Source organism: Thermoleophilum album (genome assembly GCF_028867705.1).
Lineage (GTDB): Bacteria > Actinomycetota > Thermoleophilia > Solirubrobacterales > Thermoleophilaceae > Thermoleophilum.
In genome coordinates this window covers 1,195,312-1,220,470 of the sequence record NZ_CP066171.1, presented here as the reverse complement: position 1 = coordinate 1,220,470, position 25,159 = coordinate 1,195,312, and the positions used below count along the sequence as shown (strand labels likewise).

Annotated in this window: 22 protein-coding genes and 1 riboswitch; all 22 genes read left to right on the top strand. The window is 69.3% G+C overall.

What is annotated here, in order from left to right; genetic code table 11:
* Position 1 precedes the first annotated feature (1 nt).
* The gene (mltG, locus tag JDY09_RS05735) at positions 2 to 1,051 is read left to right on the top strand and encodes an endolytic transglycosylase MltG (RefSeq protein WP_274715971.1); all 1,050 of its coding nucleotides are present in this window, start codon (positions 2 to 4) and stop codon (positions 1,049 to 1,051) included.
* A 5-nt stretch (positions 1,052 to 1,056) separates the two neighbouring features.
* Positions 1,057 to 1,929, top strand: coding sequence for a shikimate dehydrogenase (gene aroE / locus JDY09_RS05730; RefSeq protein WP_274715970.1), 873 nt, complete (start codon positions 1,057 to 1,059; stop codon positions 1,927 to 1,929).
* A 179-nt stretch (positions 1,930 to 2,108) separates the two neighbouring features.
* On the top strand, positions 2,109 to 2,621 hold the full coding sequence (locus JDY09_RS05725) for a hypothetical protein (protein ID WP_274715969.1): 513 nt from the start codon (positions 2,109 to 2,111) through the stop codon (positions 2,619 to 2,621).
* Entirely contained in the window at positions 2,618 to 4,486 is a 1,869-nt protein-coding gene (locus JDY09_RS05720) for a GspE/PulE family protein (RefSeq protein WP_274715968.1), read from the top strand. Before JDY09_RS05725 ends, JDY09_RS05720 begins: the two co-directional genes overlap by 4 nt.
* Positions 4,487 to 4,607: 121 nt before the next feature.
* Positions 4,608 to 5,681 carry a type IV pilus twitching motility protein PilT gene (locus JDY09_RS05715; protein ID WP_274715967.1) on the top strand — a complete coding sequence of 358 codons (1,074 nt, stop codon included), beginning with the start codon at positions 4,608 to 4,610 and terminating at the stop codon, positions 5,679 to 5,681.
* 38 nt (positions 5,682 to 5,719) lie between these two features.
* Positions 5,720 to 6,934, top strand: a complete 1,215-nt coding sequence (locus JDY09_RS05710; protein ID WP_274715966.1) for a type II secretion system F family protein — start codon at positions 5,720 to 5,722, stop codon at positions 6,932 to 6,934.
* 21 nt (positions 6,935 to 6,955) lie between these two features.
* Positions 6,956 to 7,066: riboswitch (TPP riboswitch) on the top strand.
* A complete protein-coding gene (gene thiC / locus JDY09_RS05705; RefSeq protein WP_274715965.1) occupies positions 7,057 to 8,439 on the top strand; it encodes a phosphomethylpyrimidine synthase ThiC in 1,383 nt (460 codons plus the stop codon). It overlaps the preceding riboswitch by 10 nt.
* 56 nt (positions 8,440 to 8,495) lie before the next feature.
* Complete coding sequence (locus JDY09_RS05700; protein WP_274715964.1) at positions 8,496 to 8,915, top strand: co-chaperone GroES; 420 nt, start codon at positions 8,496 to 8,498, stop codon at positions 8,913 to 8,915.
* A gap of 238 nt (positions 8,916 to 9,153) precedes the next feature.
* A complete protein-coding gene (locus tag JDY09_RS09935; protein ID WP_342455247.1) occupies positions 9,154 to 9,606 on the top strand; it encodes a type IV pilin protein in 453 nt (150 codons plus the stop codon).
* Positions 9,607 to 9,692: 86 nt separating this feature from the next.
* The gene (locus JDY09_RS05690; protein ID WP_274715963.1) at positions 9,693 to 10,454 is read left to right on the top strand and encodes a prepilin peptidase; all 762 of its coding nucleotides are present in this window, start codon (positions 9,693 to 9,695) and stop codon (positions 10,452 to 10,454) included.
* A gap of 163 nt (positions 10,455 to 10,617) precedes the next feature.
* The gene (gene pilM / locus JDY09_RS05685) at positions 10,618 to 11,559 is read left to right on the top strand and encodes a type IV pilus biogenesis protein PilM (RefSeq protein WP_274715962.1); all 942 of its coding nucleotides are present in this window, start codon (positions 10,618 to 10,620) and stop codon (positions 11,557 to 11,559) included.
* On the top strand, positions 11,556 to 12,239 hold the full coding sequence (locus tag JDY09_RS05680) for a hypothetical protein (protein WP_274715961.1): 684 nt from the start codon (positions 11,556 to 11,558) through the stop codon (positions 12,237 to 12,239). The genes pilM and JDY09_RS05680 overlap by 4 nt, the downstream gene beginning before the upstream one ends.
* The gene (locus JDY09_RS05675; RefSeq protein WP_274715960.1) at positions 12,236 to 13,216 is read left to right on the top strand and encodes a hypothetical protein; all 981 of its coding nucleotides are present in this window, start codon (positions 12,236 to 12,238) and stop codon (positions 13,214 to 13,216) included. Before JDY09_RS05680 ends, JDY09_RS05675 begins: the two co-directional genes overlap by 4 nt.
* A gap of 4 nt (positions 13,217 to 13,220) precedes the next feature.
* Positions 13,221 to 14,225, top strand: a complete 1,005-nt coding sequence (locus JDY09_RS05670) for a hypothetical protein (protein ID WP_274715959.1) — start codon at positions 13,221 to 13,223, stop codon at positions 14,223 to 14,225.
* 5 nt (positions 14,226 to 14,230) lie between these two features.
* Positions 14,231 to 15,700: an IPT/TIG domain-containing protein gene (locus tag JDY09_RS05665; protein WP_274715958.1), complete on the top strand. Its 1,470-nt coding sequence runs from the start codon at positions 14,231 to 14,233 to the stop codon at positions 15,698 to 15,700.
* 111 nt (positions 15,701 to 15,811) lie between these two features.
* Positions 15,812 to 16,969: a chorismate synthase gene (aroC, locus tag JDY09_RS05660; protein ID WP_428837468.1), complete on the top strand. Its 1,158-nt coding sequence runs from the start codon at positions 15,812 to 15,814 to the stop codon at positions 16,967 to 16,969.
* Between the two features lie 3 nt (positions 16,970 to 16,972).
* A complete protein-coding gene (locus JDY09_RS05655; RefSeq protein ID WP_274715956.1) occupies positions 16,973 to 18,571 on the top strand; it encodes a bifunctional shikimate kinase/3-dehydroquinate synthase in 1,599 nt (532 codons plus the stop codon).
* Entirely contained in the window at positions 18,568 to 19,023 is a 456-nt protein-coding gene (locus tag JDY09_RS05650; RefSeq protein ID WP_274715955.1) for a type II 3-dehydroquinate dehydratase, read from the top strand. Before JDY09_RS05655 ends, JDY09_RS05650 begins: the two co-directional genes overlap by 4 nt.
* Positions 19,020 to 20,132: an aminopeptidase P family protein gene (locus JDY09_RS05645; protein ID WP_274715954.1), complete on the top strand. Its 1,113-nt coding sequence runs from the start codon at positions 19,020 to 19,022 to the stop codon at positions 20,130 to 20,132. The genes JDY09_RS05650 and JDY09_RS05645 overlap by 4 nt, the downstream gene beginning before the upstream one ends.
* Positions 20,133 to 20,203: 71 nt before the next feature.
* Positions 20,204 to 21,517 carry a hypothetical protein gene (locus JDY09_RS05640; protein ID WP_274715953.1) on the top strand — a complete coding sequence of 438 codons (1,314 nt, stop codon included), beginning with the start codon at positions 20,204 to 20,206 and terminating at the stop codon, positions 21,515 to 21,517.
* A gap of 5 nt (positions 21,518 to 21,522) precedes the next feature.
* A complete protein-coding gene (locus JDY09_RS05635; RefSeq protein ID WP_274715952.1) occupies positions 21,523 to 21,765 on the top strand; it encodes a hypothetical protein in 243 nt (80 codons plus the stop codon).
* On the top strand, positions 21,744 to 25,157 hold the full coding sequence (locus JDY09_RS05630; protein ID WP_274715951.1) for a DNA polymerase III subunit alpha: 3,414 nt from the start codon (positions 21,744 to 21,746) through the stop codon (positions 25,155 to 25,157). Before JDY09_RS05635 ends, JDY09_RS05630 begins: the two co-directional genes overlap by 22 nt.
* Positions 25,158 to 25,159: the final 2 nt, after the last annotated feature.

Below are 25,159 nucleotides of genomic sequence, written 5' to 3'. Positions count from 1 at the left end.
GGTGAGCGCCCGAACCCGCCGCCGCCGCGCCATCGCGCTCGCTGCGCTCGCTGCGGCGCTCGCGGTGGTGGCGGCGTTCGCGGTCGCTCTGTGGCAGCCGTTCCACGGCGGTGGACACGGGCGGGTCGTGTTGACCGTGCCGCGAGGAGCGACGCTGACCGACGTCGCGCGCCTGCTCGAAGCGCGCGGTGTCGTCGCCGACGCGACGCTGTTCTCGCTACGCGTACGCCTAGCGGGGGCGGCTTCCGCGATCGAGGCCGGCACCTACGAGCTGCGCCGGAACATGAGCTACGGAGCGGCTATCGCCGCGCTGCGCGCCGGCGCCGACACCAGCGTTCTTCGCATCGTCATCCCCGAGGGGCTTTCGCGACGCGAGGTGGCGCGGCTACTCGCCCGCCGGGTGCGTGGCGACTACCTGGCTGCGAGCCGCAGCGCGCCCGGTTTCGATCCGCGCAACTACGGCGCACCGGCGGGTGCGACGCTCGAGGGTTTCCTTTTCCCTGCCACCTACGAGCTACGACCTGGCGCCACCGCCGCGCAGCTCGTGCGGCGCCAGTTGGAAGCCTTCCGCCGCGCCTTCGCGAGCGTCGACCTGGCGTACGCACGCAGCAAGAACCTCACCCCCTACGACGTTCTGATCATCGCCTCGATGGTGGAGCGGGAAGCGCGCTTGGCGCGCGAGCGGCCGCTGATCGCCTCGGTCATCTACAACCGCTTGCGCGCCCGGATGCCGCTCGGCATCGACGCCACCTTGCGCTACGCCCTCGACAACTGGACCAGGCCGCTGCGTGTCAGCGAGCTGAACTCGCCGAGCCCCTACAACACGCGCCTGCGCAGCGGCCTGCCGCCCGGACCGATCGGGAACCCGGGTCTTGCCTCGATCCGTGCCGCGGCACGCCCAGCACGCACCGACTTCCTTTACTACGTGGTCAAGCCGGGAACCTGCGGCGAGCACGCCTTCTCGACCAACGCGCGCGACTTCGAGCGCGATGTCGCTCGCTACCGCGCCGCTCGCGAGCGCGCCGGCGGCCGCTCGCCGACACGTTGCTGACGGCGATGGCGACTGATGCGAGCAAACGCACGCAGCCGCAGGTGCTCCTGGCGGTCGTCGGCTGGCCGGTCGCACACAGTCGCTCGCCGCAGATGATGAACGCCGCTCTGCATGCGGTCGGTCTCGATGCTTGGCGTTACCTGCGCCTGCCGGTCGCGCCCGAGAGTTTCGTGGCGGTGGTGCGGGAGCTGCCAGCGCTCGGCTACCGCGGTGTCAACGTGACGATCCCGCACAAGATCGCGGCCGCCGAGCTGGCCGAGGTGCGCAGCGACGCTGTCGAAAAAACGGGGGCGGCGAACACCTTGTGGTTCGCCGACGGTGCGGTCGCTGCCGACAACACCGACGTCGGTGGCCTCCTCGACGCGATACCGCGGGAGGTTCGTGGGCTCAGAGCGGTGGTGCTCGGCGCCGGTGGCGCGGCGCGCGCTGCGGCCTGGGCGCTCGTCAGTGCGGGGGCGGCCGATGTCACGGTGTGGAACCGCACGCGCGAGCGGGCGCGTGAGCTCGCCGAGAGCATCGGTTGCCGCGTCGCCCACGACCCGCTGGCTTCCGCGCCCGATCTGCTCGTGAACGCGACGAGCGTCGGGCTCGATCCAACCCTCGCGCTCGACGACGCTCTCGCTGCGCTCCGGCTCGCCGGAAGCACGCCGCCCGCGACGGTGGTCGACCTTGTCTACGCCGATCACGAAACGCCGCTCGAGCGCTGGGCGCGGCGGGCCGGCGCTTCGTTCGTGCACGGACTCGAAGTGCTAGTGCGCCAGGGGGCGCGGAGCTTCGAGCGCTGGACCGGCCGCACGGCTCCGCTAGAAGTGATGCGTTCGGCGGTCGGTCTCGATAGCGGCGGCGATCGTCCTGCGCCGGCGCGCGTGCGGGTCTAAGCCGTTCGCGCCTTCCTGCCGATAGCGACCACATGGCGATTTCGCGTCCCCTCCTCCTGGCTTTGATCGCAGCGGTGCTCGCGGCCGCGACCTACGCCGTTTCGATCAGCAACAACTCCGACGAGAGCGCTGGCACAGCAGCACCACCCCCCGTAGCCCAGCGTCCGAGTGAGAACGCGGTGCAGAGCGCTAACCCCGCGCAGCGATCGGCTGCCGGCAAACGTGGCGCAGGATCGCAGCGCACCGCGCGCGACAGCAAGCGTGCAACCTCGCCGACGGAAGCGCGCAATGCCGCCGGACGGGAGCGGTCCGGCGCCGAGACCCGCCAGCGTGCGGTCACGAACACGCGATCGGCGCCACGCAGTTCTGTGCAGCGCGGCTCGTCTCTGCCGGCCGCGTTCCTGCGCTCGATCGAACGCGGGCGGACGGTCGTTCTCTTCTTCTACGACCCGCGCGGCATCGAAGACAGCGACGTGGCGGCCGCCGTGCGTGCTGTCGAGCGCAGCGGTCTGGCGCCGGTCGTCCGCGCCCGCTCGACGCGGATCGACGATTACGCGCAGGTCCTCGGCAAGATCGAGATCAACCAGGTGCCGGCCGTGGTGATCGTTGGGCGCGACCGCAAGGCACGGGTCGTCGAGGGTTACATCGACCCGGAGACGCTCGTTCAGGAGGTCCGGGACAGTAGGCGATGAGCGACGCCAGGGGCCAACCGCAGACGCGGACGGTCTCGGCCCCCGGTAACGCCAAGCAGGCGGCTGAATCCGAGGACGAGGCCGCCGTGGCCACCGCCACCAAGCCGGCAAGCGGCCGGGGGAGCCGCGCGGCGGACTCGGCGAACGGCAAGGCGGGTGCCGCCGGTAGCGCCCCCGGGAACGGTGGGGGTAGCAACCGCAGCCCCAAGGGCCGCTTCGTTTCCGACGTCATCGTCGAGCTCGGTTTCGCCTCGCGCGCTGTCGTCGATCGCGCGGTCGAGCAGGCGCGCGCCGAGGGCGCCGCTCCGGAAGAGCTGCTCGTAAAACAAGGGGTGATCACGCCCGACCAACTCGCGCGGGCGATCGCCGCACGCTACGAGCTCGAGTACTTCGATCTCCAGGAGCGCAAGCCTGACCCCAACGCCCTCAACCTGATCCGGCCCGAGGACGCCAAGCGCTTCCAGGCTGTCCCGGTCGGGTTCGAGAGCGACGACGTCGTCACGGTGGCGATGGCGAACCCGCGTGACATCGTCACCCTCGACGACCTCAAGCTGCTGATCCGTCGCGACGTGCGGCCCGTCGTCGCGTCGGTCGACGACATCCAGACGCTGATCAAAAAGATGTCGTCGAGCGTCGAGCTCGGCGCCGACGTCGTCGAAGAGGACGAAACCGAGCTCGAGGAAGCATTCGGCGAGCTGCGCGAAACGGCGAGCGACTCGCCGGTGGTGCGGCTCGTCAACCAGATCCTCCAGCAGGCGATCGAGGAGGGCGCGTCCGATATCCACTTCGAGCCCGAGGACTCCGAGCTCAAGGTGCGCTTCCGGGTCGACGGCGTTTTGCGCGAGGCGACGACGATCCAGCGCAAGTTCGTCGCGAGCGCGATCTCGCGGATCAAGATCATGGCGAACCTCGACATCGCCGAGAAGCGCATCCCCCAGGACGGGCGGGTGTCGCTTAACGTCGACGGACACGAGATCGACGTTCGCGTTGTGACGATGCCCTCGGTGCGCGGCGAGGGCGTCGTGATGCGCATCCTCGACAAAGAAAAGGCGCTGATCGGGCTCGACAAGCTCGGCATGAGCCCGCGCAACCGCCAGCGCTTCGAAGAGTCGTTCAAGCGCCCGCACGGGGCGGTTCTTGTCACGGGCCCGACCGGTTCCGGTAAGTCGACGACGCTGTACGCCGCGCTGAACGAGCTCAACTCGCCCGACCGCAAGATCATCACGATCGAGGATCCGGTCGAGTACCAGCTGCCCGGGGTCAACCAGCTGCAGGTCAACAACAAGGCGGGCTTGACTTTCGCCGCCGGGCTGCGGGCGATGCTGCGCGCCGACCCCGACGTGATCATGGTCGGCGAGATCCGCGACGCCGAGACCGCGCAGATCGCGATCGAGTCGGCGCTGACCGGCCACCTGGTGCTGTCGACCCTGCACACCAACGACGCGCCCTCGGCGATCACGCGCCTCACCGAGATGGGTATCGAGCCGTTCCTGACAGCGTCGGCGGTGGTGTGCGTCGTCGCCCAGCGGCTGGTGCGGATGCTGTGCGTGCACTGCAAGGAGCGGACGATCCTCACCGTCGAGGCTTTGCGTGCCGCCGGTTACCACGCGGCCTTCGACATCGAGGCGTACGAGCCGGTCGGCTGCAAACACTGCGGCGGCAGTGGCTACAAGGGCCGAACCGGCATCCACGAGGTGATGCTGATGAGCGACGAGATCCGCGAGCTCACGGTCGAGCGCGCCTCGAGCGATCAGATCCGGCGCGTCGCGATCGAACAGGGGATGCGCCCGTTGCGCGAAGACGGCTTCGAGAAGGTCAAGCAAGGTGTCACCTCGATCTCGGAGGTGGCGCGTGTCGCCGCTTAGCGGACTGCGCCCGGATTTCATGGGTCTCGGCGTGCTGCCGATAGTGCGAGAAGAGCGCTGCCCGCAGCGAAGTCGCCGGCACACTCAGGTGTCCGAGCGCTCCGTCCGATAGGAGACTGCGATGGAACTCGATTTCGCAGAAGTCGTCTTGCAAACGGTCGAAAAGGGTGCTTCCGACCTGCACCTCACCGCCGGTGTACCGCCGATGGTGCGCGTCCATGGTCGCCTGCAGCCGCTCGACTTCCCGGTGCTCACGCCGCAGATCGTGCGCGAGGTCGTCTACTCGATCCTCACCAACGACCAGCGCCAGCGCCTCGAGACCGACTGGCAGATCGACTTTGCGTACTCGGTTCCGAATCTCGCCCGTTTCCGTGTCAACGTCTACTTCCAGCGTTCGGCGCTTAGCGCAGCGTTCCGCTTGATCCCGCGCGACATGCCGAAGCTCGCTGAGCTCGGGCTGCCGCCCGTGCTCGAGGAGTTCACGCGCAAGCCGCGCGGCTTCGTGCTCGTCACTGGCCCCACCGGTTCCGGTAAGTCGACGACGCTCGCGGCGATGCTCGACCTGATCAACGAGCACCGCCACGAGCACATCCTCACGATCGAGGACCCGATCGAGTTCCTGCACCGCCACAAGAACTGCATCGTCAACCAGCGCGAGGTCGGCTCCGACGTCGAGAGCTTCGCGCTTGGCTTGAAGGCCGCGCTGCGCCAGGACCCCGACGTGATCCTTGTTGGCGAGATGCGCGACCTCGAGACGATCTCGACGGCTTTGACCGCAGCGGAAACCGGTCACCTCGTTTTCGCGACCCTGCACACCCAGGACACCGCGCAAACGGTCGACCGTATCGTCGACGTCTTCCCTCCCAACCAGCAGCAGCAGGTGCGCGTGCAGCTGTCGGTTTCGCTGCAAGGCATCGTCACCCAGCAGCTCTTGCCGCGCGCCGACGGCCAGGGGCGGGTCGTGGCTGCCGAGGTGCTTGTGCCCACCCCAGCGGTGCGCAACCTCATCCGCGAGGGCAAAACGCACCAGATCTACTCGGCCTTGCAGACCGGCGGCCAGTACGGGATGCAAACGATGGACGCCGCGCTCGCCGATCTCGCTCGTCGTGGCCTCATCACGCGCGAGCTGGCCGAGGCGCGCGCCGGCTCGCCCGAGGAGCTGCGGCGCCTGATGGGAACGGTGCGGGTGGCGTGAGCTTGGTCGCGCAAGCGAGGAGTCTGGAGGGCTAGAGGATGGCTACCTTCGCGTTCAGGGCCGTCGACCGCGCTGGCGTAGCGACGCGCGGCGAGATCGAAGCCGACTCCAAACAGGCCGTCACGGCCCAGCTCCGCCAGCGGGGCTTGATCGTGCTCGACGTCGAGGAGAAGGCGCCGCCGAGCGCCAACGACATCCTCGCTCGCTTCAAGCGCGTCAAGGCCGACGCGCTGGTCATCGCGACGCGCCAGCTAGCCACGATGGTCTCGTCGGGAATGACGCTGCTGCGCGCGCTCTACGTCATCGAGGAGCAAACCGAGAACGAGAAGCTCAAGGAAACGCTCACCGCCGTTCGCAAAGACGTCGAGGCCGGTCTCTCCTTCTCGCGCGCGCTCGCCAAGCACCCGGACGTCTTCAACGACCTCTACGTGGCGATGGTGCAGGCCGGCGAGTCGGGCGGCATCCTCGAGCAGACGCTGCAGCGCGTCGCCAACCAGCTCGAGAAGGACGCAGCGCTGCGGCGGATGATCAAGGCGGCGATGGTCTACCCGTCGCTCGTCATCTCGTTCTCGTTCTTGGTCTTGATCGCTCTCGTCGCCTTCCTGGTGCCGGTGTTCGAAAAGATCTTCAAGGACTTCGGTGGCGAGCTGCCGGCGATCACGCAGTTCACCGTCGGGCTCTCGCACCTGATCACCGGGCGCTGGTACCTGATGATCGCCGTCGGCGTTGGCGCCGTCGTGCTCTTCCGCCGCTGGAAGCGCACCGAGTGGGGCCGTATGCAGTGGGACACCTTCAAGTTGAAGATCCCGATGAAGATCGGCGACATCGTCCAGAAGGTGGCGCTCGCACGGTTCTCGCGCACGTTCGCAGGCTTGGTGGCAGCCGGTGTTCCGATGCTCGAGGCGATCGAGATCACCGGGCGCACCGCTGGTAACAAGGTGATCGAAAAGGCGATGCGCGAGGTGCGCGAGTCGGTGTCGCGCGGCGGAACGATCTCGGCGCCGATGGCAAAGGCGCCGAACGTTTTCCCGGCGATGGTCGTGCAGATGATCAGCGTCGGCGAAGAGACCGGTGCGCTCGAGACGATGCTCGGCAAGGTCGCCGACTTCTACGAGGAACAGGTCGAGGCGGCCGTCAAGGCGCTGACCTCGATCCTCGAGCCGGTGATGATCGTTCTGGTCGGTGCGATCGTCGGTTTCATCGTCATCTCGATGTACATGCCGATGTTCCGCGTCTACGACCAGATCAGGTAGTAAGCTCGGCCGCGAATACCGCAGAACGACCGGGGAGCTCCTGTGCGAGGGGCTGAGAGGGCGCTTCCTAGCGCCGACCCGCCGAACCTGCCCTGGGTAATGCCAGCGAAGGGAGGATCGAGATGGCCGAGCGCAGTTTCTTTCCCGCCGACGCCGACTGCCGTACCCAGCTCGCGCTAGCCAAGCAAGGAGTCGTATCGCCCGAGATGCGGCGCGCCGCCGAGCGCGAGGGGCTCACGCCGGAGCTCGTCCGCGACGAGGTCGCAGCCGGTCGCATGATCGTGCCGGCGAACGTCAACCACGAGCGACTCGACCCGATCGCGATCGGCTTGCGCGCGCGGGTCAAGATCAACGCCAACATCGGACGCTCGCAGGTCACCTCGTCGATCGACGAGGAGCTCGCCAAGCTTGAGCTCTGCGCACGCTTCGGCGCCGACACGGTGATGGATCTCTCGACGGGCAAGGAGATCGTCGAGACGCGGCGCGCGATCATCGACGCAGCGACGATGCCGATCGGCACGGTGCCGATCTACGAGGCTGTTGAGCGCGTCAAGCGCATCGAAGATCTGACTCCGGCGCTGTTGCTCGAGGTGATCGAGGAGCAGGCGGAACAGGGCGTCGACTACATGACGATCCACGCCGGCGTTCTGCTCGAGCACCTGCCGCTCGTGCAGCACCGAGTGTGCGGGATCGTCTCGCGCGGCGGCGGGCTGTTGGCGCGCTGGATGGTCCACCACCGGCGCGAAAACCCGCTCTACGAGAACTTCGACGAGGTACTGCGGATCTGCCGCCGCCACGACGTGACGATCTCACTCGGCGACGGGCTGCGCCCGGGCGCGATTGCCGATGCCTGCGACGCCGCGCAGTACGCCGAGCTCGACACGCTCGGCGAGCTGGTACGCCGAGCACGCGAGCGCGACGTGCAGGTGATGGTCGAAGGCCCCGGACACATCCCGATGCACCGGCTCGAAGAGAACGTTCGCCGCCAGCAAGAGGTGTGCGACGGCGCGCCCTTCTACACCCTCGGGCCGCTCGTCACCGACGTGGCTCCCGGCTACGACCACATCACTTCGGCAATCGGCGCGGCGATCGTCGGCTGGCACGGCACCTCGCTGCTTTGTTACGTGACGCCGAAAGAGCACCTCGGTCTGCCCAACGCCGAAGACGTCCGTCAGGGGCTCGTCGCCTACCGCATCGCCGCTCACGCTGCCGATCTTGCGCGCGGCAACCGTGCCGCCTACCGCTGGGACAGGGCGATCTCCGAGGCGCGCTTCGCTTTCGACTGGCGGCGCCAGTTCGAGCTGGCGATCGATCCCGAGCGTGCCCAGGCGATGCACGACGAGACGCTCCCCGACGAGTACTTCAAGACCGCGGAGTTCTGCTCCATGTGCGGCCCGAAGTACTGCCCGATGCACAACTTCCGTGACGTCGACTGGGGTGCGCTGCGGGAGCTCGTCGAGCGTCGCCGCGCCGAGCGTTCGGAGCACGTGACGGCGGCTAGCTAAGCCGCGGCGGCACGCTGACGGCGCGACACGCGGCGCGCGCCCTACTCTTCGCGGCGATGCGTCACCAGCTGCGCCCGCTGTTCGACCGTGTGGTGATCAAGGAGCTCGAGCCCGACCGTGTCCGGCGGTCCGGGCTTATCGTCCCGCCCGGTACCGACGAGCCGCCTCCACAGCACGGCATCGTGCTCGCGGTAGGGCCGGGTCTCGACTGGTGGGCGCACGTCGGCGTGAAGATGCCGGTCAAGCCCGGCGATCACGTGGTGTTCCCGGCGTCGGCGGGGGTGTGGGTGGAGGTCGACGAGGAGCGCTTGCTCGTGTGTCGCGTCGGCGAGCTCCTCGGTGTGCTCGAGCAGGTCACGGATTGCTACTACTGCTCGGAGCGCACGCTCGCGGCCGGCGACACCTGCCCGGTCTGCGGACGCGAGGGCGCGACCATTACGCGCGACGCGCCCGGCGATCCGGATCCGGGCGCCTGAGCGCAGTCGCAAGCTGCACGCTCGCTGCACGCGCGCTGACGGGCACCGCCGCAGCAGGCGTTCGCTTTTCCACGCGGTCGAACACTCGTTGGGATCGCGCCAAATAAGTGCCTTGTGGCCTAAAGCGGCGCGGGGGCGACGCCGATCCCAACGACACCCGGGCTTCGTCCCCTGTCCGTGCAACCGGGCGATCGGAAGGCGGTCGGGGGTGCTCGGGACCCAGGCCAAACGACCCCTCATGGAGGAGGTAGCAAGCAACATGTTGCGCACGCTCCGCGAGCGGATGAGCAGCGAGCGAGGCTTCACGCTGATCGAGCTGCTCGTCGTGATTCTGATCATCGGCATTCTGGCCGCGATCGCGCTGCCGGCGTTCTTGGGGCAGCGGCAGAAGGGTCAGGACGCCGAGATCAAGTCGGCGGTCCGCAACCTGGTGTCGCACATGGAGTCGTGCTTCACCAACAGCGAGACCTACGTCGGCTGCGACACGTCCCAGGACGTGCAGAACTCGGGCATCCCAATCGGGAACGGCCAGGGTCAGGTGGAGATCACCGTCGGCGGTGCGAACTCCTACACGCTGGTCGGCCGTTCGCGCTCCGGTAACACGTTCACGTACACGAAGAACGGGTCGACCGTGACGCGTACCTGCCAGACGGCAGGCCAGGGTGGATGCCCGAACAACGGTCAGTGGTAGTCGGTCGACAGCGACGTCCTTCGCTGCGGGGCGGGCCGGAAGGCCCGCCCCGTTCTTTGTCGAACCGGTAGGCGAAAGTGGGGGAGTTGCCGACAGGTGTAGCGGTCGCGGTGGCGCTCGTCGTGGGCGCTTGCGTCGGCAGCTTCCTCAACGTCGTCGCCTACCGACTTCCACGTGGGGAATCTTTGCTTCGGCCGCGCTCCCGCTGCCCCGCCTGCCACCAGCCGATCGCGGCTTACGACAACATCCCCGTCGTTTCGTTCCTTCTGCTGCGTGGCCGCTGTCGCCACTGCAGCGCGGCGATCCCGCGTCGCTACCTGACCGTCGAGGGGCTTACAGCCTTCGTGTTCGCGGCGGTGACGGCGGCGCGCTGGCCCGACTCGCGTCTCGCCCTCTGGCTGCCGCTATCCGCTCTTCTCATCGCCGTGGCGGTGATCGACCTCGAGCGGCGGATCATTCCCAACCGCCTCGTGCTCGCGGCGCTTGCCTACGCGCTGATCGCGGCGCCGCTCGTCGCGCGCTCCGAGCTCGTCGAACTGGCCGCCGCCGCCGCGGGTGCGTTCTTGGCGCTCTTCGTCGTTGCGCTCGCCTACCCAGCCGGCATGGGGATGGGGGACGTGAAGCTCGCCGGCGTGCTCGGGCTGTACCTTGGCGTGGGCGTGATTCCGGCGCTGTTCGTCGCCTTCCTGGTGGGCGCTGTGGTGGGGATCGTCTTGATCGCCCGCGAGGGGCGCGGAGCGCGCAAGCGCGGAGTCCCGTTCGGTCCCTTCCTCGCGTTGGGCGCGCTGGTCGGGATACTCGCCGGCCCCGAGCTGGTCGATCTCTACGTCGACCGGTTCCTCTCGTAGACCGGGCGCGAACGGCAGCTGCGGTCGCGCGACGTCGCGCCGGCGGACGGCGCGTTGCACGACATCGACCAGCCGTCGAAGAAATTCAAGCGCTCCGACGGTTTGCCGATACGTGGAAGGACTCCCTTCGTACCTCCCCTCAGCAAACGACTTCCTCTGCCGAATGTCTCCATCGCTTTTCCGCCGACCGTCGTCACGCGGAACAACCGGTCTCGATATCGACGGCCGCTACCTGGCAGCTTGCGAACTCGCTGGCGGACGGGTGGTCAAGGCCGCCTCGCACGACCTCCCGCAAGGTCTGGTTGTCGACGGCGAGGTTCGCGACAAGGAGGGTCTCGCCGCAGCATTGCGCGAGTTCGCGCGCACCGCCGAGCTCGGTCGCGACGTTTGGCTCGGGGTCGCCAACCAGCAGATCGTCGTTCGCCTCGTCGATCTGCCACCGATCGATGACGAGGAGGAGCTCGAGGCGGCGATCCGCTTCCAGGCTTCCGAGGCGATAGCGATGCCCCTCGAGGAAGCGGTTCTCGACTATCAGCCGATCGACACCAACACCGACGAGACCGGCGCCGAGCGCATGCGCGTGATCGTCGTGGCGGCGCGACGGTCGATGGTGGAGGAGCTCGTCGCCGCCGTCAAGGCGGCCGGTCTGCGCCCCTTGGGGCTCGACCTCGACGCTTTCGCCCTCGTGCGTGTACTGACCCGCGCCAACGGTGCCGGCACCGAACCGGGCACCGGCGGGGCGCGCGTCTACTGCCATCTCGGCGGCATCACCAACCTCGCTATCGCGCGCGGACCCGCGTGCCTGTTCACGCGCACTGTCGCGACGCACTGGGACGACGAGGGCAGCGCCGATCGTCTCGCCGACGAGATCCGCTTGTCGATCGACTACTACATGGCGCAGCCGGGCTCGCCACCGGTGGAGGAGGTGGTGCTGTCGGGTCCCGGTTCGCGCGACGAGGTACTCGTCGGCGACCTCGCCGCTCATCTGGCACTGCCGGTGGCGATCGCCGATCCGCTGCCCGGTCTCGATCCCGAGGGGCGGGCAGCGCACGACCCGACGCGCTTCACCGTGGCCGCAGGGCTCGCTCTCGGAGGTCAATCGTGAGGCCAGTAAACCTGCTTCCCGACAAGCGCCGGCGGGCGCGCAAAAGCGACGGTCGCCGTGCCCAGATCGTCGTCGCCGCGCTGGCCGTGCTCGTGGTGATGGTCGGCCTCTACGCCCTGACCGCGCGGCAGGCGAGCGAACGGCGCGACAAGGCCGAGCAGGCGCGCCTCGAGGCGCAACAGCTGCAAGCGCAAGCTGCGCAGCTCGGCGCGTTCGGCCAGTTCGCGCAGATGAAACAAGCGCGCGAGCAGGCCGTCCGCCAGCTGGCGTCACAACGCTTCGACTGGGAGCGATTCCTGCGCGAGGTGTCGCTGGTTATGCCGCGCAGCGGCTGGCTGCAGGAAGCGGAAGCTTCGGTGTCGGGGCTGCAGAGCAGCGCGACCGCTCAGCCGACCGCCGCACAACAAACGGCGAGCGAGCCGCAAGCGCGTCTCGCTGGTTGCTTGCGCTCGCAGACCGAGGTGGCACGGCTGATGGTGCGGTTGCGCCAGCTGCACCGGGTCAAGGACGTCGAGCTCGTCTCGTCGGGCCAGGACCAAGCCGGCGAGCGGCCCTCGCCGAGCAACTGTGGCTCCTTCTACAAGTTCGAGGTCCGCTTGACCTTCACCCCGGCGCCCCCGGCTGACGAAGCGCCCGAGGGCAGCAACAAAGTCCCCGCGAAGCTCGGAGGCGGCTCGTGACGCTCACAGACCGCGATCGCAAGATCCTCACCTTCGTCCTTCCCGTTCTGCTGATCGTCGCCTACTGGTTCCTGCTGCTCTCCCCGAAGCGGGATGAAGCAGCGAAGGCCGGCGAGGAGCTTCAGCAGCAGGAGCAGGCGCGCGACGCCGCTCGCCAGCAGCTCGCGCAGCTGCAGGCGAACCGCGCGAACTTCGAACGCGACTACGCCGTCGTCGTGAAGCTCGGTAAGGCGATCCCCGCCGATCTCGACATGGAAACCGTGCTCGTACAGCTCGACTCCGCTGCCAAGGGGACGGGAGTCAAGTTCACCAAGATCGAGGTCGGCGAACGCCAGAGCGCACAGGCGGCGAATCCGGCCAATCCGGGCGCCTCCGGCAACGCTCAGACCGGCACGGGCAGCTCGCAGCCTCCCGCTGCGGCCGGAGGCCAGCAGGCCCAGAGCCAGCCCGGGCAGGCCGCCGAAGCGGCCAACAACGCAAGCCAGGCGAGCGCCCAGCGCAACCAGGCCGCCGAGCAGTCGGGCGTGAACCCCTCCGACACGCAGACCTCCACGTCCTCGGGCAGCGGGCTGCCCGTCGGGGGCGGGGCGGCGGCCGGTGGGGCGCAAGGCCAGGGCGCAGCCACCACCGCTTCGGGCGCGCTCGACTCGGTGCAAGTCACCCTCACCTTCAACGGCGACTTTCTGCGCCTAGCCGACTTCTTCCACCGTCTGAAGCGCTTCGTGCGGGTTGCGGGTGACCGCCTGCTGGTGCGCGGGCGCCTGCTCACCGTCGAGTCCCTGCGCTTCACCAGCGACGAAGAGAAGTTCCCACAGGTGGGGGCCGAGCTCGTGGCCAACGTCTACCTCGCACCCAAGTCGCAGGGAGCGACGGGTGGCGCCACGCCGCAGGGCCCGGCCCCGTCGACGACCGTGTCAAACCAGGCGACGGGCAGCTCGTCGGGTACCGCCACGCCCGCCGCCACGGCCGCCCGGTGAAGCGATGAAGAGCGAAGCGATCAAGGAGCAACTAACCGATATCTGGTACGAGCTGCGCGAGCGTCGGCTGCTTCCGGTCGCGCTCGGGTTGGTGGTGCTCCTCGTCGCCCTGCCGGTGTTGCTGCTCGGCAGCGGCGGGGGTGGGGGCACGGCGACGAGCGTCGCGCCTGTCCAGCCGCCCACGCAGAGCGAGCTCGCGAAGCTCGCGCTCGAGCCGGCCGAGAACGACGCGCGCGGATCGCGGCTCGACACCTTCCGGGCACGGGATCCTTTCCGGCCACCGCGCGGCGTCGACTTCCAGACCAACAGCGGCAGCAGCGCCAGCGGCAGCGGCTCGCTGCCGACCCTCGGCGGCAGCTCGTCGGGCGGTTCTAGCGCCGGCGGAGCTGGCGACAGCGGCGGCACGGGTGCAAGCGGCGGCACCGGTGCGAGCAGCGGTGGCGGTGCGAGCGGCGGGGGCAGCGGCACCACCAAGGTGCAGCGCACCACCGCGAGCTACCGCTACGTCGTCGACCTCACCTTCGGTAAGGTCGACAACACACGGCGCTACCGCGGTCTCGACAAGCTCGCGATGCTGCCGAGCGAGAGCCGCCCGCAGCTGATCTTGCTGGGCGTCGAAGGGGCCGGCGACAACGCTGTCTTCCTGGTCGACGCGAGCCTCAAGAAGACGTCCGGCGAGGGCAGCTGCAAGCCGGCCAAGGACGACTGCGCGATCCTCACCATCGGCCCTGGTAACGAGCACCGGCTGCGCGACGACCAGGGCAACGAGTACCTGTTGCGGATCGACCAGATCAGGCGCGTGAAGATCGAGCCGAAGTCCGCCAAGTCCGCTCGAGCTGACGAGCAGTCGACCACCGCTCGCTCGGCGCGCGCCGGCGCCGATGCGGAAAGCGAGGAGGCGGGTGCGGGCGAGATGTTCCGCCGTTTCGAGCTTCCCGTCCTCACCGATCTTGTCACGGTCGTAACCAGCGAAACCCGCGCCGAGCGCGCGGCCAACCGAGGAGAGTGATGCCAATGCGAGCACGGATCGCTCTCGGCGTTCTCGTGGCCTTTGCCGGCGCCACCGCGCTCGGCGCACCGGCGCTGGCGGCGAGTGCAACGCCGGTCGTCACGAGCGTCTCGCCAATGCGCGCCAAGGTCGGTGCGACGATCACGATCAAGGGGCGCAACTTCAGCAGCCGCGCGAGCCGCAACACGGTGATCTTCCGCGGCGCGAGCGGACGCAGCGCGTTCGTCAAGCCGAAGCGCGCCAGCTCGCGCAAGCTGGTGGTGACGTTGACTCGCACGGTCGCGAAGATCCTCAAGGTCAGCGGCGGCCAGCCGCGCGCAACGCGCCTGTCCTTGCGCGTCGCAGTGGGCCGCAAGTTCTCGAAGTGGACGCCGCGACGCCTCTCGCCAGTCGTCACGCCACTCGCTAGCGCGGGCGGTGGCAGCGGTGGCAGCGGCGGCAGCGGCGGTGGTACCACCCAGCCCGTGTGCTCGGGCGACGTCGACGGCGACCTGCTCGATGCCGCTCTCGAGGCGCAGCTCAAGACCGACCCCTGCGTCGCCGACACCGACCGCGACGGCATCAGCGACGGGTACGAGTACAAGTCGGCGGTCGACCTCAACAACGACGACTACCAGTCGCCGAACGCGTCGCTGCCGTATCCCGGCAAGCGCCCGTACCCGAACCCGCTCGACCCGAGCGACGCAGCGACCGACTACGACGGCGATGGCCTCACCCAGGCCGAGGAGTACCGCGCCTGGAACTACACGGTCGCGCACGGTGCCGCGCGGACGCTGTTCCCGCTCACCTACTCGGACGGCGAGCAGTACTCGATCTTGTCGTCGCGCGACCCGCGCACGCCCGGGCTAGCGGCGGCCGGCTACTTGAAGTGGTCGGAGTTCCTGTCCTGGGCCTCGTCGGCCGGGTACCGGAACGTCGCTATCCCCGGCTACGGCACCTTCGGGCTCGTCGACGTCAACCACAACGGCACCGAAGAGCCGTCGGAACTGCGGCTCTACGACCTCGACGGGAACGGCTGGTTGTCGGACGCCGAGCGCGACGAGGACGCCGACGGCCTCACCAACTACGACGAGGCTCGCGGTCGGATGCAGCCGGGGTACTGGGAGGGCTGCTACTCCCAGGAGAAGTCCTACTACCTCGCCTACCAGGGCACTGACTTCCTCAACCCCGACAGTGACGGTGACGGTGTGCGCGACGGCGCCGACGACCAGGACCGCGACGACATCCCGAACATCCAGGAGCTAAGCCGGATCGCTGCCTCGGGGCTCGACGATCGCGACGCTGGCACGGACTGCAAGCCGGCGTCGGGCTTGCCGGCCCCGCCAGCGACGCACCACGCGAGCACTTACGGTCGCGTGAATCCCTTCAACCCCTGCCTGCCGTCGACGGGAGCGCGGACCTGCAACCGCTTCGTCCCATTCGACAGTCCGTGGGCGCCGTTCGACGGCTCGCCCAACTGGTACTCGCTCCAGTAGGAGGCGAGCACACCTTGACCAGCGGGCCGGTGCCCGTCCGGGTTGCCGGCCCGCCCCCCTTTCTCGGAGTCCTGTGGCGCGCGAGCCGGGGTAGGGTTCCCCGCAATGACGATCCGCTTCGTCACCGCTGGTGAATCCCACGGCCCCGGGCTGACGGCGATCCTCGAGGGGATCCCCGCCGGCCTCGCGTTGCCGCGCGAGGAGATAGATCGCGATCTGGCTCGCCGCCAGCTCGGGCACGGGCGCGGGGGGCGGATGAAGATCGAGCGCGATCGTGTGCGCGTGAGCGCTGGTTTGCGCCACGGCCGCACGCTCGGCAGCCCGCTCGCCCTGCACGTCGACAACCTCGACTACCGCAATTGGGAAGAGCGCATGAACCCTTGGCCGGTCGAGGCGGAGATCGAAGAGGTCCACCTGCCGCGCCCCGGCCACGCCGACCTCCCAGGACTGCTCAAGTACGGTCACAGCGACGTTCGCAACGTGCTCGAGCGCGCGAGCGCACGCGAAACCACCGCCCGCGTCGCCGTCGGCGCTGTGTGCAAGGTGTTGTTGCGCGAACTCGGTGTCGAGATCCGCAGCCACGTGGTGCAGATCGGCACCGTGCGGGCGCCGGAGCGAGACGACCTAGCGGTCGCCGATTTCGATGCTGTCGACGAGTCGCCAGTGCGCTGCCTCGACGCCGACGCCAGCGCCGCGATGGTCGCCGAGATCGACCGCGCGCGCAAAGCGAACGAGTCGCTGGGCGGCGTCTTCGAGGTGCGCGCCTTCGGGCTCGTTCCAGGTCTCGGCTCGCACGTCTCCTGGGACCGCCGGCTCGACGGACGGATCGCCCAGGCGATCATGTCGATCCAGGCGATGAAGGGCGTCGCGATCGGCGACGCCTTCGACGTCGCCGGGCGTGTCGGCTCGCAGGCGCACGACGAGATCTTCTGGTCCGAGGAGCGCGGCTACTGGCGCCCGACGAACCGCGCGGGCGGACTCGAAGGCGGCATGACGAACGGCGAGCCGCTCGTCGTGCGCGGTGCGATGAAACCGCTGCCGACGCTCACGAAACCGCTGCGCTCGGTCGACGTTGCGACGAAAGAGCCGGCGCAAGCGCTGCGCGAACGCACCGACTCGTGCACCGTTCCCGCGGCGGCGGTGGTTGCCGAGGCGATGCTCGCGATCGTCCTCGCCGGTGCCTACCTCGAGAAGTTCGGCGGCGACCACGTCGACGACGTCAAAGCCGCGCTCTATCACTACCGTACGCGGATCGACTGGAGGCGCTGAGCGGTGGTCGCTAGGGGTGAGCGGCCCGCGCACGCCGTGGCGCCGACCGCTGCGCGCTCCGCGCAGCCAAGACCCGCAGAGCGTTCCGCCTTCGTCTTCGTCGGTTTCATGGGTGCCGGCAAGACGACGGCCGCACGCACTGTCGCCGCCGCGCTCGGCGAACGCTGGGTCGACACCGACCGCGAGATCGAACGAGAGCTCGGCGAGTCGATCGCGAGCTTCTTCGACCGCGAAGGCGAGGCGGCGTTCCGCGCCGTCGAGGAGCGCGTCGTGCTGCGCACGCTTGCCGATCCCGCAGCGCGCGTGATCGCGCTCGGCGGCGGGGCCGTTACCTCGGAGCGGGTGCGCGAAGAGCTTGCCCGGCACACCGTCGTCTACATCGAGGTCGACCCCGCCGAGGCGTGGCGGCGGGCCTCGGGAGGCACACGGCCGCTGGCGCGCGACCGCCACCGTTTCGAACAACTCGAGCGCGAGCGCCGTCCCCTCTACGAGAGCGTCGCCGACGCGATCTTTCCCGCCTACTGCCGCCGGGAATCGCTGCGCCGTGCGCTCACCGCGCTCGAGAAGTTGGCGGCGGCGCCGCGCGGCACGCGCATGGTCTGGGCCGAGGCGGCGTCCGGGTACCACCCCGTGTTCTTCGCGCGCGGACTGGTCGCAAGCGGCTTCTTCTACCCCGTCGACGGACGCCGTTTCCTGGTCGCCGACACCGCCCTAGTGGAACACCACCGGCCGCCCGCCGCCGCTGCCACGGTCGCCGTGAGCGGCGGGGAAGAGTCGAAAACGCTGGCGCAGGCCGAGCAGGTGCTGCGCGAGCTCGCTCGCACCGGGTGCGAGCGTGGCGACATCGTCGTCGCTTTCGGTGGGGGAGTGGTCGGCGACCTCGCCGGTTTCTGCGCCGCCGTGTACCAGCGCGGGACGCGCTGGGTTGGGATCCCCTCCACGCTCGTCGCCCAGGTCGACTCGGCTTACGGCGGAAAGACAGGTGTCGATCTCCCCGAAGGGAAGAACTACGTCGGTGCCTATCACCTGCCAGCCGCCGTGATCTGCGATCCCGATCTGCTCGCGACGCTACCTGCACCAGAGCTCGCGGCCGGTTACGCCGAGGTCGTGAAAACAGCTTTGATCGCCGGCGGGCGGCTGTGGGCGCGCGTGCGCAGCGGCGCCGATCCGAGCGACGACGAGGTGATCCTCGGCTGCCTGCGCACCAAGCTCGCGGTCGTAGCCGCCGACGAGCGCGACGCCGGCCGCCGACAGGTTTTGAACCTGGGGCACACGGTCGGTCACGCGATCGAGGCCGCGACCGGGTATCGCCGCTACCGTCACGGCGAGGCGGTGGCGGTGGGCCTTTTGTGCGCGCTGCGTCTGTCGGGACGCGATCACCTGCGGCGCGAGGTCGCCGACCTCTTGGCGGCACGGGGCCTGCCGACCACCTACAGCGGCGCCGCTCCCGAGCAGGTGCTCGAGCTAGTTCGACGCGACAAGAAACGGCGGCAAGGGCGAGTGCCGTTCGTGCTCGTCGAGGAGCCCGGGCGTGTCACGCCCGGGCACGAGCTGTCCGACGACGAGATGCTCGCTGCGATCAAGGAGGTGTACCGGCCGTGACGCCATCGCGTGCGCGAGTCGCGGTTATGCACGGTGTCAACTTCGACGTCCTCGAGCGTCGATCGCCCGAGCACTACGGCGGTATGACGCTGACCGACCTCGAGGTGCGCATCAAGCTCTACGCACGCGACCTGGGGTTCGAGACGATTTTCTCCCAGACCAACCACGAGGGCGAGTTCTGCGAACAGCTCCACCGCGTGGCCGACAACGCGGACGCGCTGATCCTCAACCCCGGCGCTTGGACGCACTACTCGTACGCGATCCGTGACGCGCTCGAGGTCGCAGGGATACCGGCGGTCGAGGTGCACCTCTCGGCGATCGACGAGCGCGAGGAGTGGCGGCGGCGGTCCGTGATCCGCGATCTCTGTATCGCCACCGTCCAGGGCAAGGGTGTCGAGGGCTACCGCGAGGCGCTCGAGATCATCGCCCGCGAGCTCAGGCTCGGGCGGTGAGCACGGCGGTGGGCGCGACCACGGTGGACGCGAACGAGCGCTTCGCACGCCGTGTCGAGCGGCTAATAGCGGCGCTGCGCGACAAGCAGCTCGACGCGCTGCTCGTCACGGACCGCGCCGACGTTCGCTACCTGTCGAACTTCTCGGGCAGCAACGGGACGCTTGTCGTCGGCCCCGAACGCCGCGTGCTCGTCACCGATTTCCGCTACACCGAGCAGGCGCGCGCCGAAGTGCGTGGCGGCTTCGAGGTCGTCGAAGAGAGTCAGGACATGGCGCGCGCGCTGGCGCGCTTCGTGTCGGGACGAGTCGCCTTCGACGAGGCTCAGGTGACGGTGCGCTCGCACCGCCGGTTGTGCGAAGCGGTCGGCGAGGGGGTCGAGCTGGTGCCGGTCACGGGTCTCGTGGCGGCGCTTCGCAAGCGCAAGGACGAAGGCGAGGTGGTGGCGATCGCGGCCGCCGCCGAGCTCGCTGACACGGCGCTACGGCGCGTGCTCGAGCAAGGGGTCGGCGGGCGCAGCGAGAGCGAGCTGGCGTGGGAGCTCGAGCGGGCGATGCGCGAGCTCGGTGCTGAGGGGTTGGCGTTCCCACCGATCGTCGCGTTCGCCGCCCACGCGGCGCTGCCCCACGCCCAGCCGCGCCGGGACGCGCGCGTCGAGGGAAGGGGGTTGCTGCTCTTCGATTGGGGAGCGAAGCTCGACGGCTACTGCTCGGACTGCACGCGCACGTTCGCGGTCGGAGCGATCGGTAGCGACGAGCGCAGCGTCTACGAGCTCGTGCTCGAGGCGCAGCGTGCGGCGCTCGCCGAGGTCCGTGCCGGCAAGGGCTGTGCCGAGCTCGACCGTATAGCGCGGACGGTGATCGAGGAGGCGGGTTACGGCGATAGTTTCGGGCACGGGCTCGGGCACGGGGTCGGTCTCGAGGTGCACGAAGAACCCCGTCTCTCGCGAGCGGGAGAGGGCGAGCTCGAGGGCGGGGAGGTGGTGACGATCGAACCTGGTGTTTACCTGCCGGGGCGTTTCGGTGTGCGCATCGAGGATCTGGTGGTGGTCGAGGGCGACTCGCCGAGGGTCCTCAGCGGTATCGACAAGGAGCTCACCGAGATCGACTAGTTCCTCCAGCGCTCGGCGCGCGGGGGCGGGCGCAGCTTTCCGTCCGACCGCATGGCGAACATATGTTCGCCATGGAGGGGGCTGGCCGCAGCAACGTGGGCGACAAGACGGTCGTCTGCGCGTTCGTCTCCGATTTCGAGCTCGCCGTTCTGGCCGGCGGTCGCCAGCGGCTGCTCGCCGAGCCGCTGGCAGTAGCGCCTACCGATCCCGGCCGTGAAGGGGTGGGGGAGGTCTCGCCTCCCGCTCGCGCACGCGGCGTGACCCCGGGAACGAAGCTTTCGGAGGCGCTTGCACGCTGCCCCGATCTGCGCCTTGTCGATCCCGATCCCGAGCTCGTCGCGGCGCGCTGGGAGCAGCAGCTCGACGCCCTCGAGCAGCTCGGTGCCGAGCCGGAGTCCGACCAGCCAGGACTCGCGTTCTTTCTCGCCGACGGGCTGATCGCGCTGCACGGCGGCCAGCTGGCGGGGTTGCTCACGAGGGCGCGCGCGGCGCTCGGTGCGGTCCGGCTGGGGGTCGCACCGGCGCGTTTCTGCGCGCACGTCGCGGCGCTCGTGGCTCCGGCTCGCCGCGACCTCGGCCAGCGGTTGCGGATCGTCGAGGAGATGCTCGGCGCCCGCTCCTTGTTGAACGATCCCGACAGGTCGCCGCTGCCGGCGTCGCTTGTCGTGCAGCGTGCGGAGGCCGCGGCTTTTCTCGCTCGTCAGCCTGTGCGCACGCTCGCGTTGCGACCGGAGCTCGCGACTTTGGCGACGGTGCTAGGCGAGCTCGGTGTGGCGACGCTCGGCGAGCTCGCCGCGCTGCCCCGTGCGGCAGTGGCCGAACGGTTCGGCCCCGAGGGGATGCTCGCCCACGAGCTCGCCCTCGGTCGCGACACACCGCTCTGCCCCCGCCGACCGCGTCGGCAGTTGAGTGTCGCGATCGATCTTCCCGATCCAGGGTGTGGGCTGCAGCTGGAGCGGGCAGCAACAGTGCTCGTCGAACGCTTGCTGGCACGCCGCGAGCGGCTCGGTCGCAGCGTGCGTGTGGTGGTGCTGACCGCTGTGCTCGAGCAGGGAGGCAGCTGGCGGGTACGGATCGTCCCGCGTCGTCCCACCGCCGACCCTGCTCTTCTCGCTTCGATAGTCGCGCGCCGCCTGAGCGATCTTCCCGCACCGGCCACCCAGCTCCGACTGGTCGTTGAAGAGTTCGGTCCCCCTGCCGTCGAACAGCTGCCCCTCGCCGGGCTCGATACGCCCTCGCAACGCCGTCGCGAACGGCTGCGTGAAGCGGTGCGGCAAGTGCACAGCGCGCTCGGGGCCGACGCGCTCTTGCGCGTGCTCGAGGTCGATCCCGAGGCGCGCGTTCCCGAACGGCGTGCGCTGCTCGTTCCCTTCGCCGAGCGGTGACGGCGATGGCGAGAATCCGGCGTCTAGCACAACCGAAACCGCTCGGCCCCGTCCGCGTGGGTGCTGACGGCAGGCCGCGCGCGATCGCGGGCGCTGCGGTCGTTGCGGTACGCGAAGAGTGGCTCGTCGAAGACCGCTGGTGGACTGCGCGTCCGCTGCGGCGGCGCTACTTCGAGCTCGTGCTCGCCGGCGGGCGCAATGTCGTTTGTTTCGAGGAGGAGGGGCGTTGGTTCGCGCAACGGGCATGAACGCACGCCAGCGCCGGCCCGCCTATGCGGAGCTGCACTGCCACAGCGCGTACTCCTTTCGCGACGGTGCCTCGCTGCCCGGCGAGCTAGCGGCAAGGGCTGCCGAGCTCGGCTACGAAGCGCTGGCAGTTTGCGACCACGACGGTGTCTACGGAGTTCTCGAGGGTGCGATCGCGCTGCGCGGTGTCGGTCTTCGGCCGGTAGCGGGGGCCGAGCTCACGCTCGCCGACGGCCACCATCTGACGCTGCTCTGCCAGAACCGTCGCGGCTGGTCGAACCTCTGTCGGCTCGTGACGCTCGCTCACCGGCGCACGCGCCGCTGGGCGAGCGGGGGCGAGCGGCGGTGGCGTTCCCGTCTCGGCCGCGCACGTCCACCGCTCGACCCTCTCTCCGACAGCCCGGCGGTAACGCTCGAAGAGCTCGAACGTCATGCGGAGGGTTTGATCTGCCTGAGCGGCTGCGCTCGGTCGGGAGCGCTGGCGGCACGCGTCGAGCGGGGTGATCTGGCGGCGGCGCGCGCCGTCGCTGTCCGGTTGCTGCGGGCGTTCGGCCGCGAGCGTTTCCTGGTCGAGTTGCAACGACCGCTCTGGCGTCGTGACCGCCAGCGCAACCGCCTGCTCGCCGCGTTGGCGGACGATCTCGGCGTGGGCGTGGTCGCTACCGGCAACGTTCACGCTCACATCGCGCGGCGAGCGCGTCTTCAGGATGCGCTGGTGGCAGCGCGACTGCGGCGCTCGCTCGACGACTGCGAACCCGAGAGGCGCGGCAACCACGCTCACGTGCTGGCCACATTGGAGGATCTCGCCGAGCGCTTCGCCGACCATCCCCGCGCTCTGGCTGCGACGCTCGAACTTGTCGAGCGGATCGAGTTCGATCCCGCCCAGAACCTCGGTTACACCTACCCCGGTAGCGAAGATCCCACAGCCGGGCGCCGCCTCGCCGAGCTCTGTCGCTGCGAGCTGGAGCGCCGCTATCCGACCGGCCACCGTCACCGTCGCGCTGCCGAGCGACGGTTGGAGGAAGAGCTCGCGGTTATCGCCAAGCTCGGCCTGTGCGGGTTCTTTCTCTTGCACAACGAGTTGCTCGAGCTCGCTCGCGAGGTGGCGCGCGAGGTGCGCGGCGACGAGAGTGCCCGGGCGCTGCTCGCTCCGGGGCGCGGTCGCGGATCGAGCGTTTCTTCGATCGTCTGTTACCTGACCGGTCTGTCGCACATCGATCCGATCGCCAACGGTCTCGTGCTCGGTCGCTTCCTGAACGAGCGGCTGACGCGTCTGCCCGACATCGACCTCGACTTTCCCCGCGACATCCGCGACCGGCTGATCGAGCGTGTCCACGACCGCTACGGCCCCGACCGCTCGGCGCTGGTCTGCTCCTTCGCCACCTACCAGGTGCGCTCGGCGGTGCGCGACATGGGGCTCGCGCTCGGCCTGCCGCGCGCCGAGATCGAGCGGTTGGCGCGCTCTCTCGAACCTTGGCGAGAGGGCAACGAGATCGCTTCCGACGTTGCCGAGCTGGTGGGGGAGCGCGCTCGCGAACCACGCTGGCGGGCGCTCGTGGAGCTCGTCGCCGAGGCTCACGGCCTGCCCCGCCACGTGACCCAACACCCGGGCGGCATGATCGTCTCTACCCGTCCCTTGACCGACTTCTGCGCTCTGCAACCGGCGTCGATGCAAGGGCGCTGGATGCTCCAGTGGGACAAGGACTCTTGTGCCGACGCCGGTTTTCTGAAGATCGACCTGCTCGGGCTGGGGATGCTGTCGGCGGTCGAACGCTGCGTCGTCGAGATCGAGCGAGCGCGCGGCGAGCGCATCGACCTCTCGCGCATTCCCTACGACGATCCCGCCACCTGGCGCTCGATCCAACGTGCCGAGACCCTCGGCGTGTTCCAGATCGAGAGCCGCGCGCAGATGCAGATGCTCAAGCGCACACAACCCGAGTCGCTAGCCGACCTGACGGTGCAGGTGGCGCTCGTGCGTCCGGGGCCTATCCAAGGTGGCGCCGTCCATCCCTACCTCGAGCGTCGCGAGCGGCTGCGTAGCGATCGCTCCTACCGGCCTGTTTACGAGCACCCTGCACTCGAGCGCGCTCTCGCCGACACGCTGGGGGCGATCGTCTTTCAAGACCAGGTGCTCGAGGTGGCGCGTTTGCTGGCTGGCTTCACCCACGCCGAGGCCGAGGGGCTGCGGCGAGCGATGAGCCGGCGCCGCGTGCACGACGAGCTGGCGGTCTACCGCCGCCGCTTCATCGCCGGTGCTTGTCGACGCGGTGCCGGTCGTCAGCTCGCCGAGCGGGTTTGGCAACAGATCGTCGGTTTCTCGGGCTACGGCTTCCCGAAAGCGCACGCGGCGGCCTTCGCGCTGCTCGCCTACCAGTCGGCATGGCTGCGCGAGCACTACGCACCGGAGTTTCTTTGTGCACTACTCAACGAGCAACCGATGGGGTTCTACCCGCCGGACTCGCTCGTGCGCGAGGCACGCCGGCGGGGGGTGAGAGTCGAACCGCCATGCGTTGTTCGCAGCAGTCTCGAGTGTCGCGTCGAGCGGATCGGCGCGAGCGAGGACCTTGCTGGCGAGAGTGGGGAGGTGCTCGCCGTGCGGATCGGTCTCGGCTACGTGGGCGGCGTGGCGCTCGCGGAGCTCGAACAAGTGGTGGCCGAACGCGACCGCAACGGCCCTTACCGCTCGCTTGCCGATCTTGCCGCGCGCACGGGCTGCTCGGCGCAGACGCTCGAACGCCTAGCCGCAGCCGGCGCGTGCGACGCTTTGTTCGGCGACTTGCCGGCGAACGAACGCCGGCGGCGGGCTATGTGGGAAGCGGGCGTGGTCGCTGGGCGAAAGAGCGGCAGGCGGCTTCCCTTGGAGTGGCCAGACGCGCCTTCGCTGCCGCCGCTCGACGAGTGGCAGCGGATGGTCGCCGACTATCGCACGCTGGGATTCTCGCTCGGCGAGCACCCCCTGGCACTGATCAGGCCGAGTCTGCCCAGCGACGTGCTTTCCAGTGCCGATCTCGACAGCGCTCCCGAGGGCGAGCGCGTGCGCTGCGCCGGACTCGTGATCGTGCGCCAGCGTCCGGTGACGGCGCGCGGGGTCACCTTCTTGCTGTTGGAAGACGAGCACGGGGCGATCAACCTTGTCGTTCCACCCCCGCTCTACGAGCGGCAGCGGTTGGTGGTGCGCTGCGAGCCGCTGCTGCTCGCCGTCGGTCGGGTAGAGCGGCGCAGCGGAACGACCCATGTGGTGTGCGAACACCTCGAGCGGCTCGCGTTCGAACCGCCCACGGTTCGCCGCGCCCGCCTGTTGGAACCAGCGCGCGCCTGGTCGGGCGCACCGCCGCGTGCCGACACCGTCCCCGCCGCCGCCAGCCGCCACGCCGCCCGCGCCAGCTGGCGCTAGCG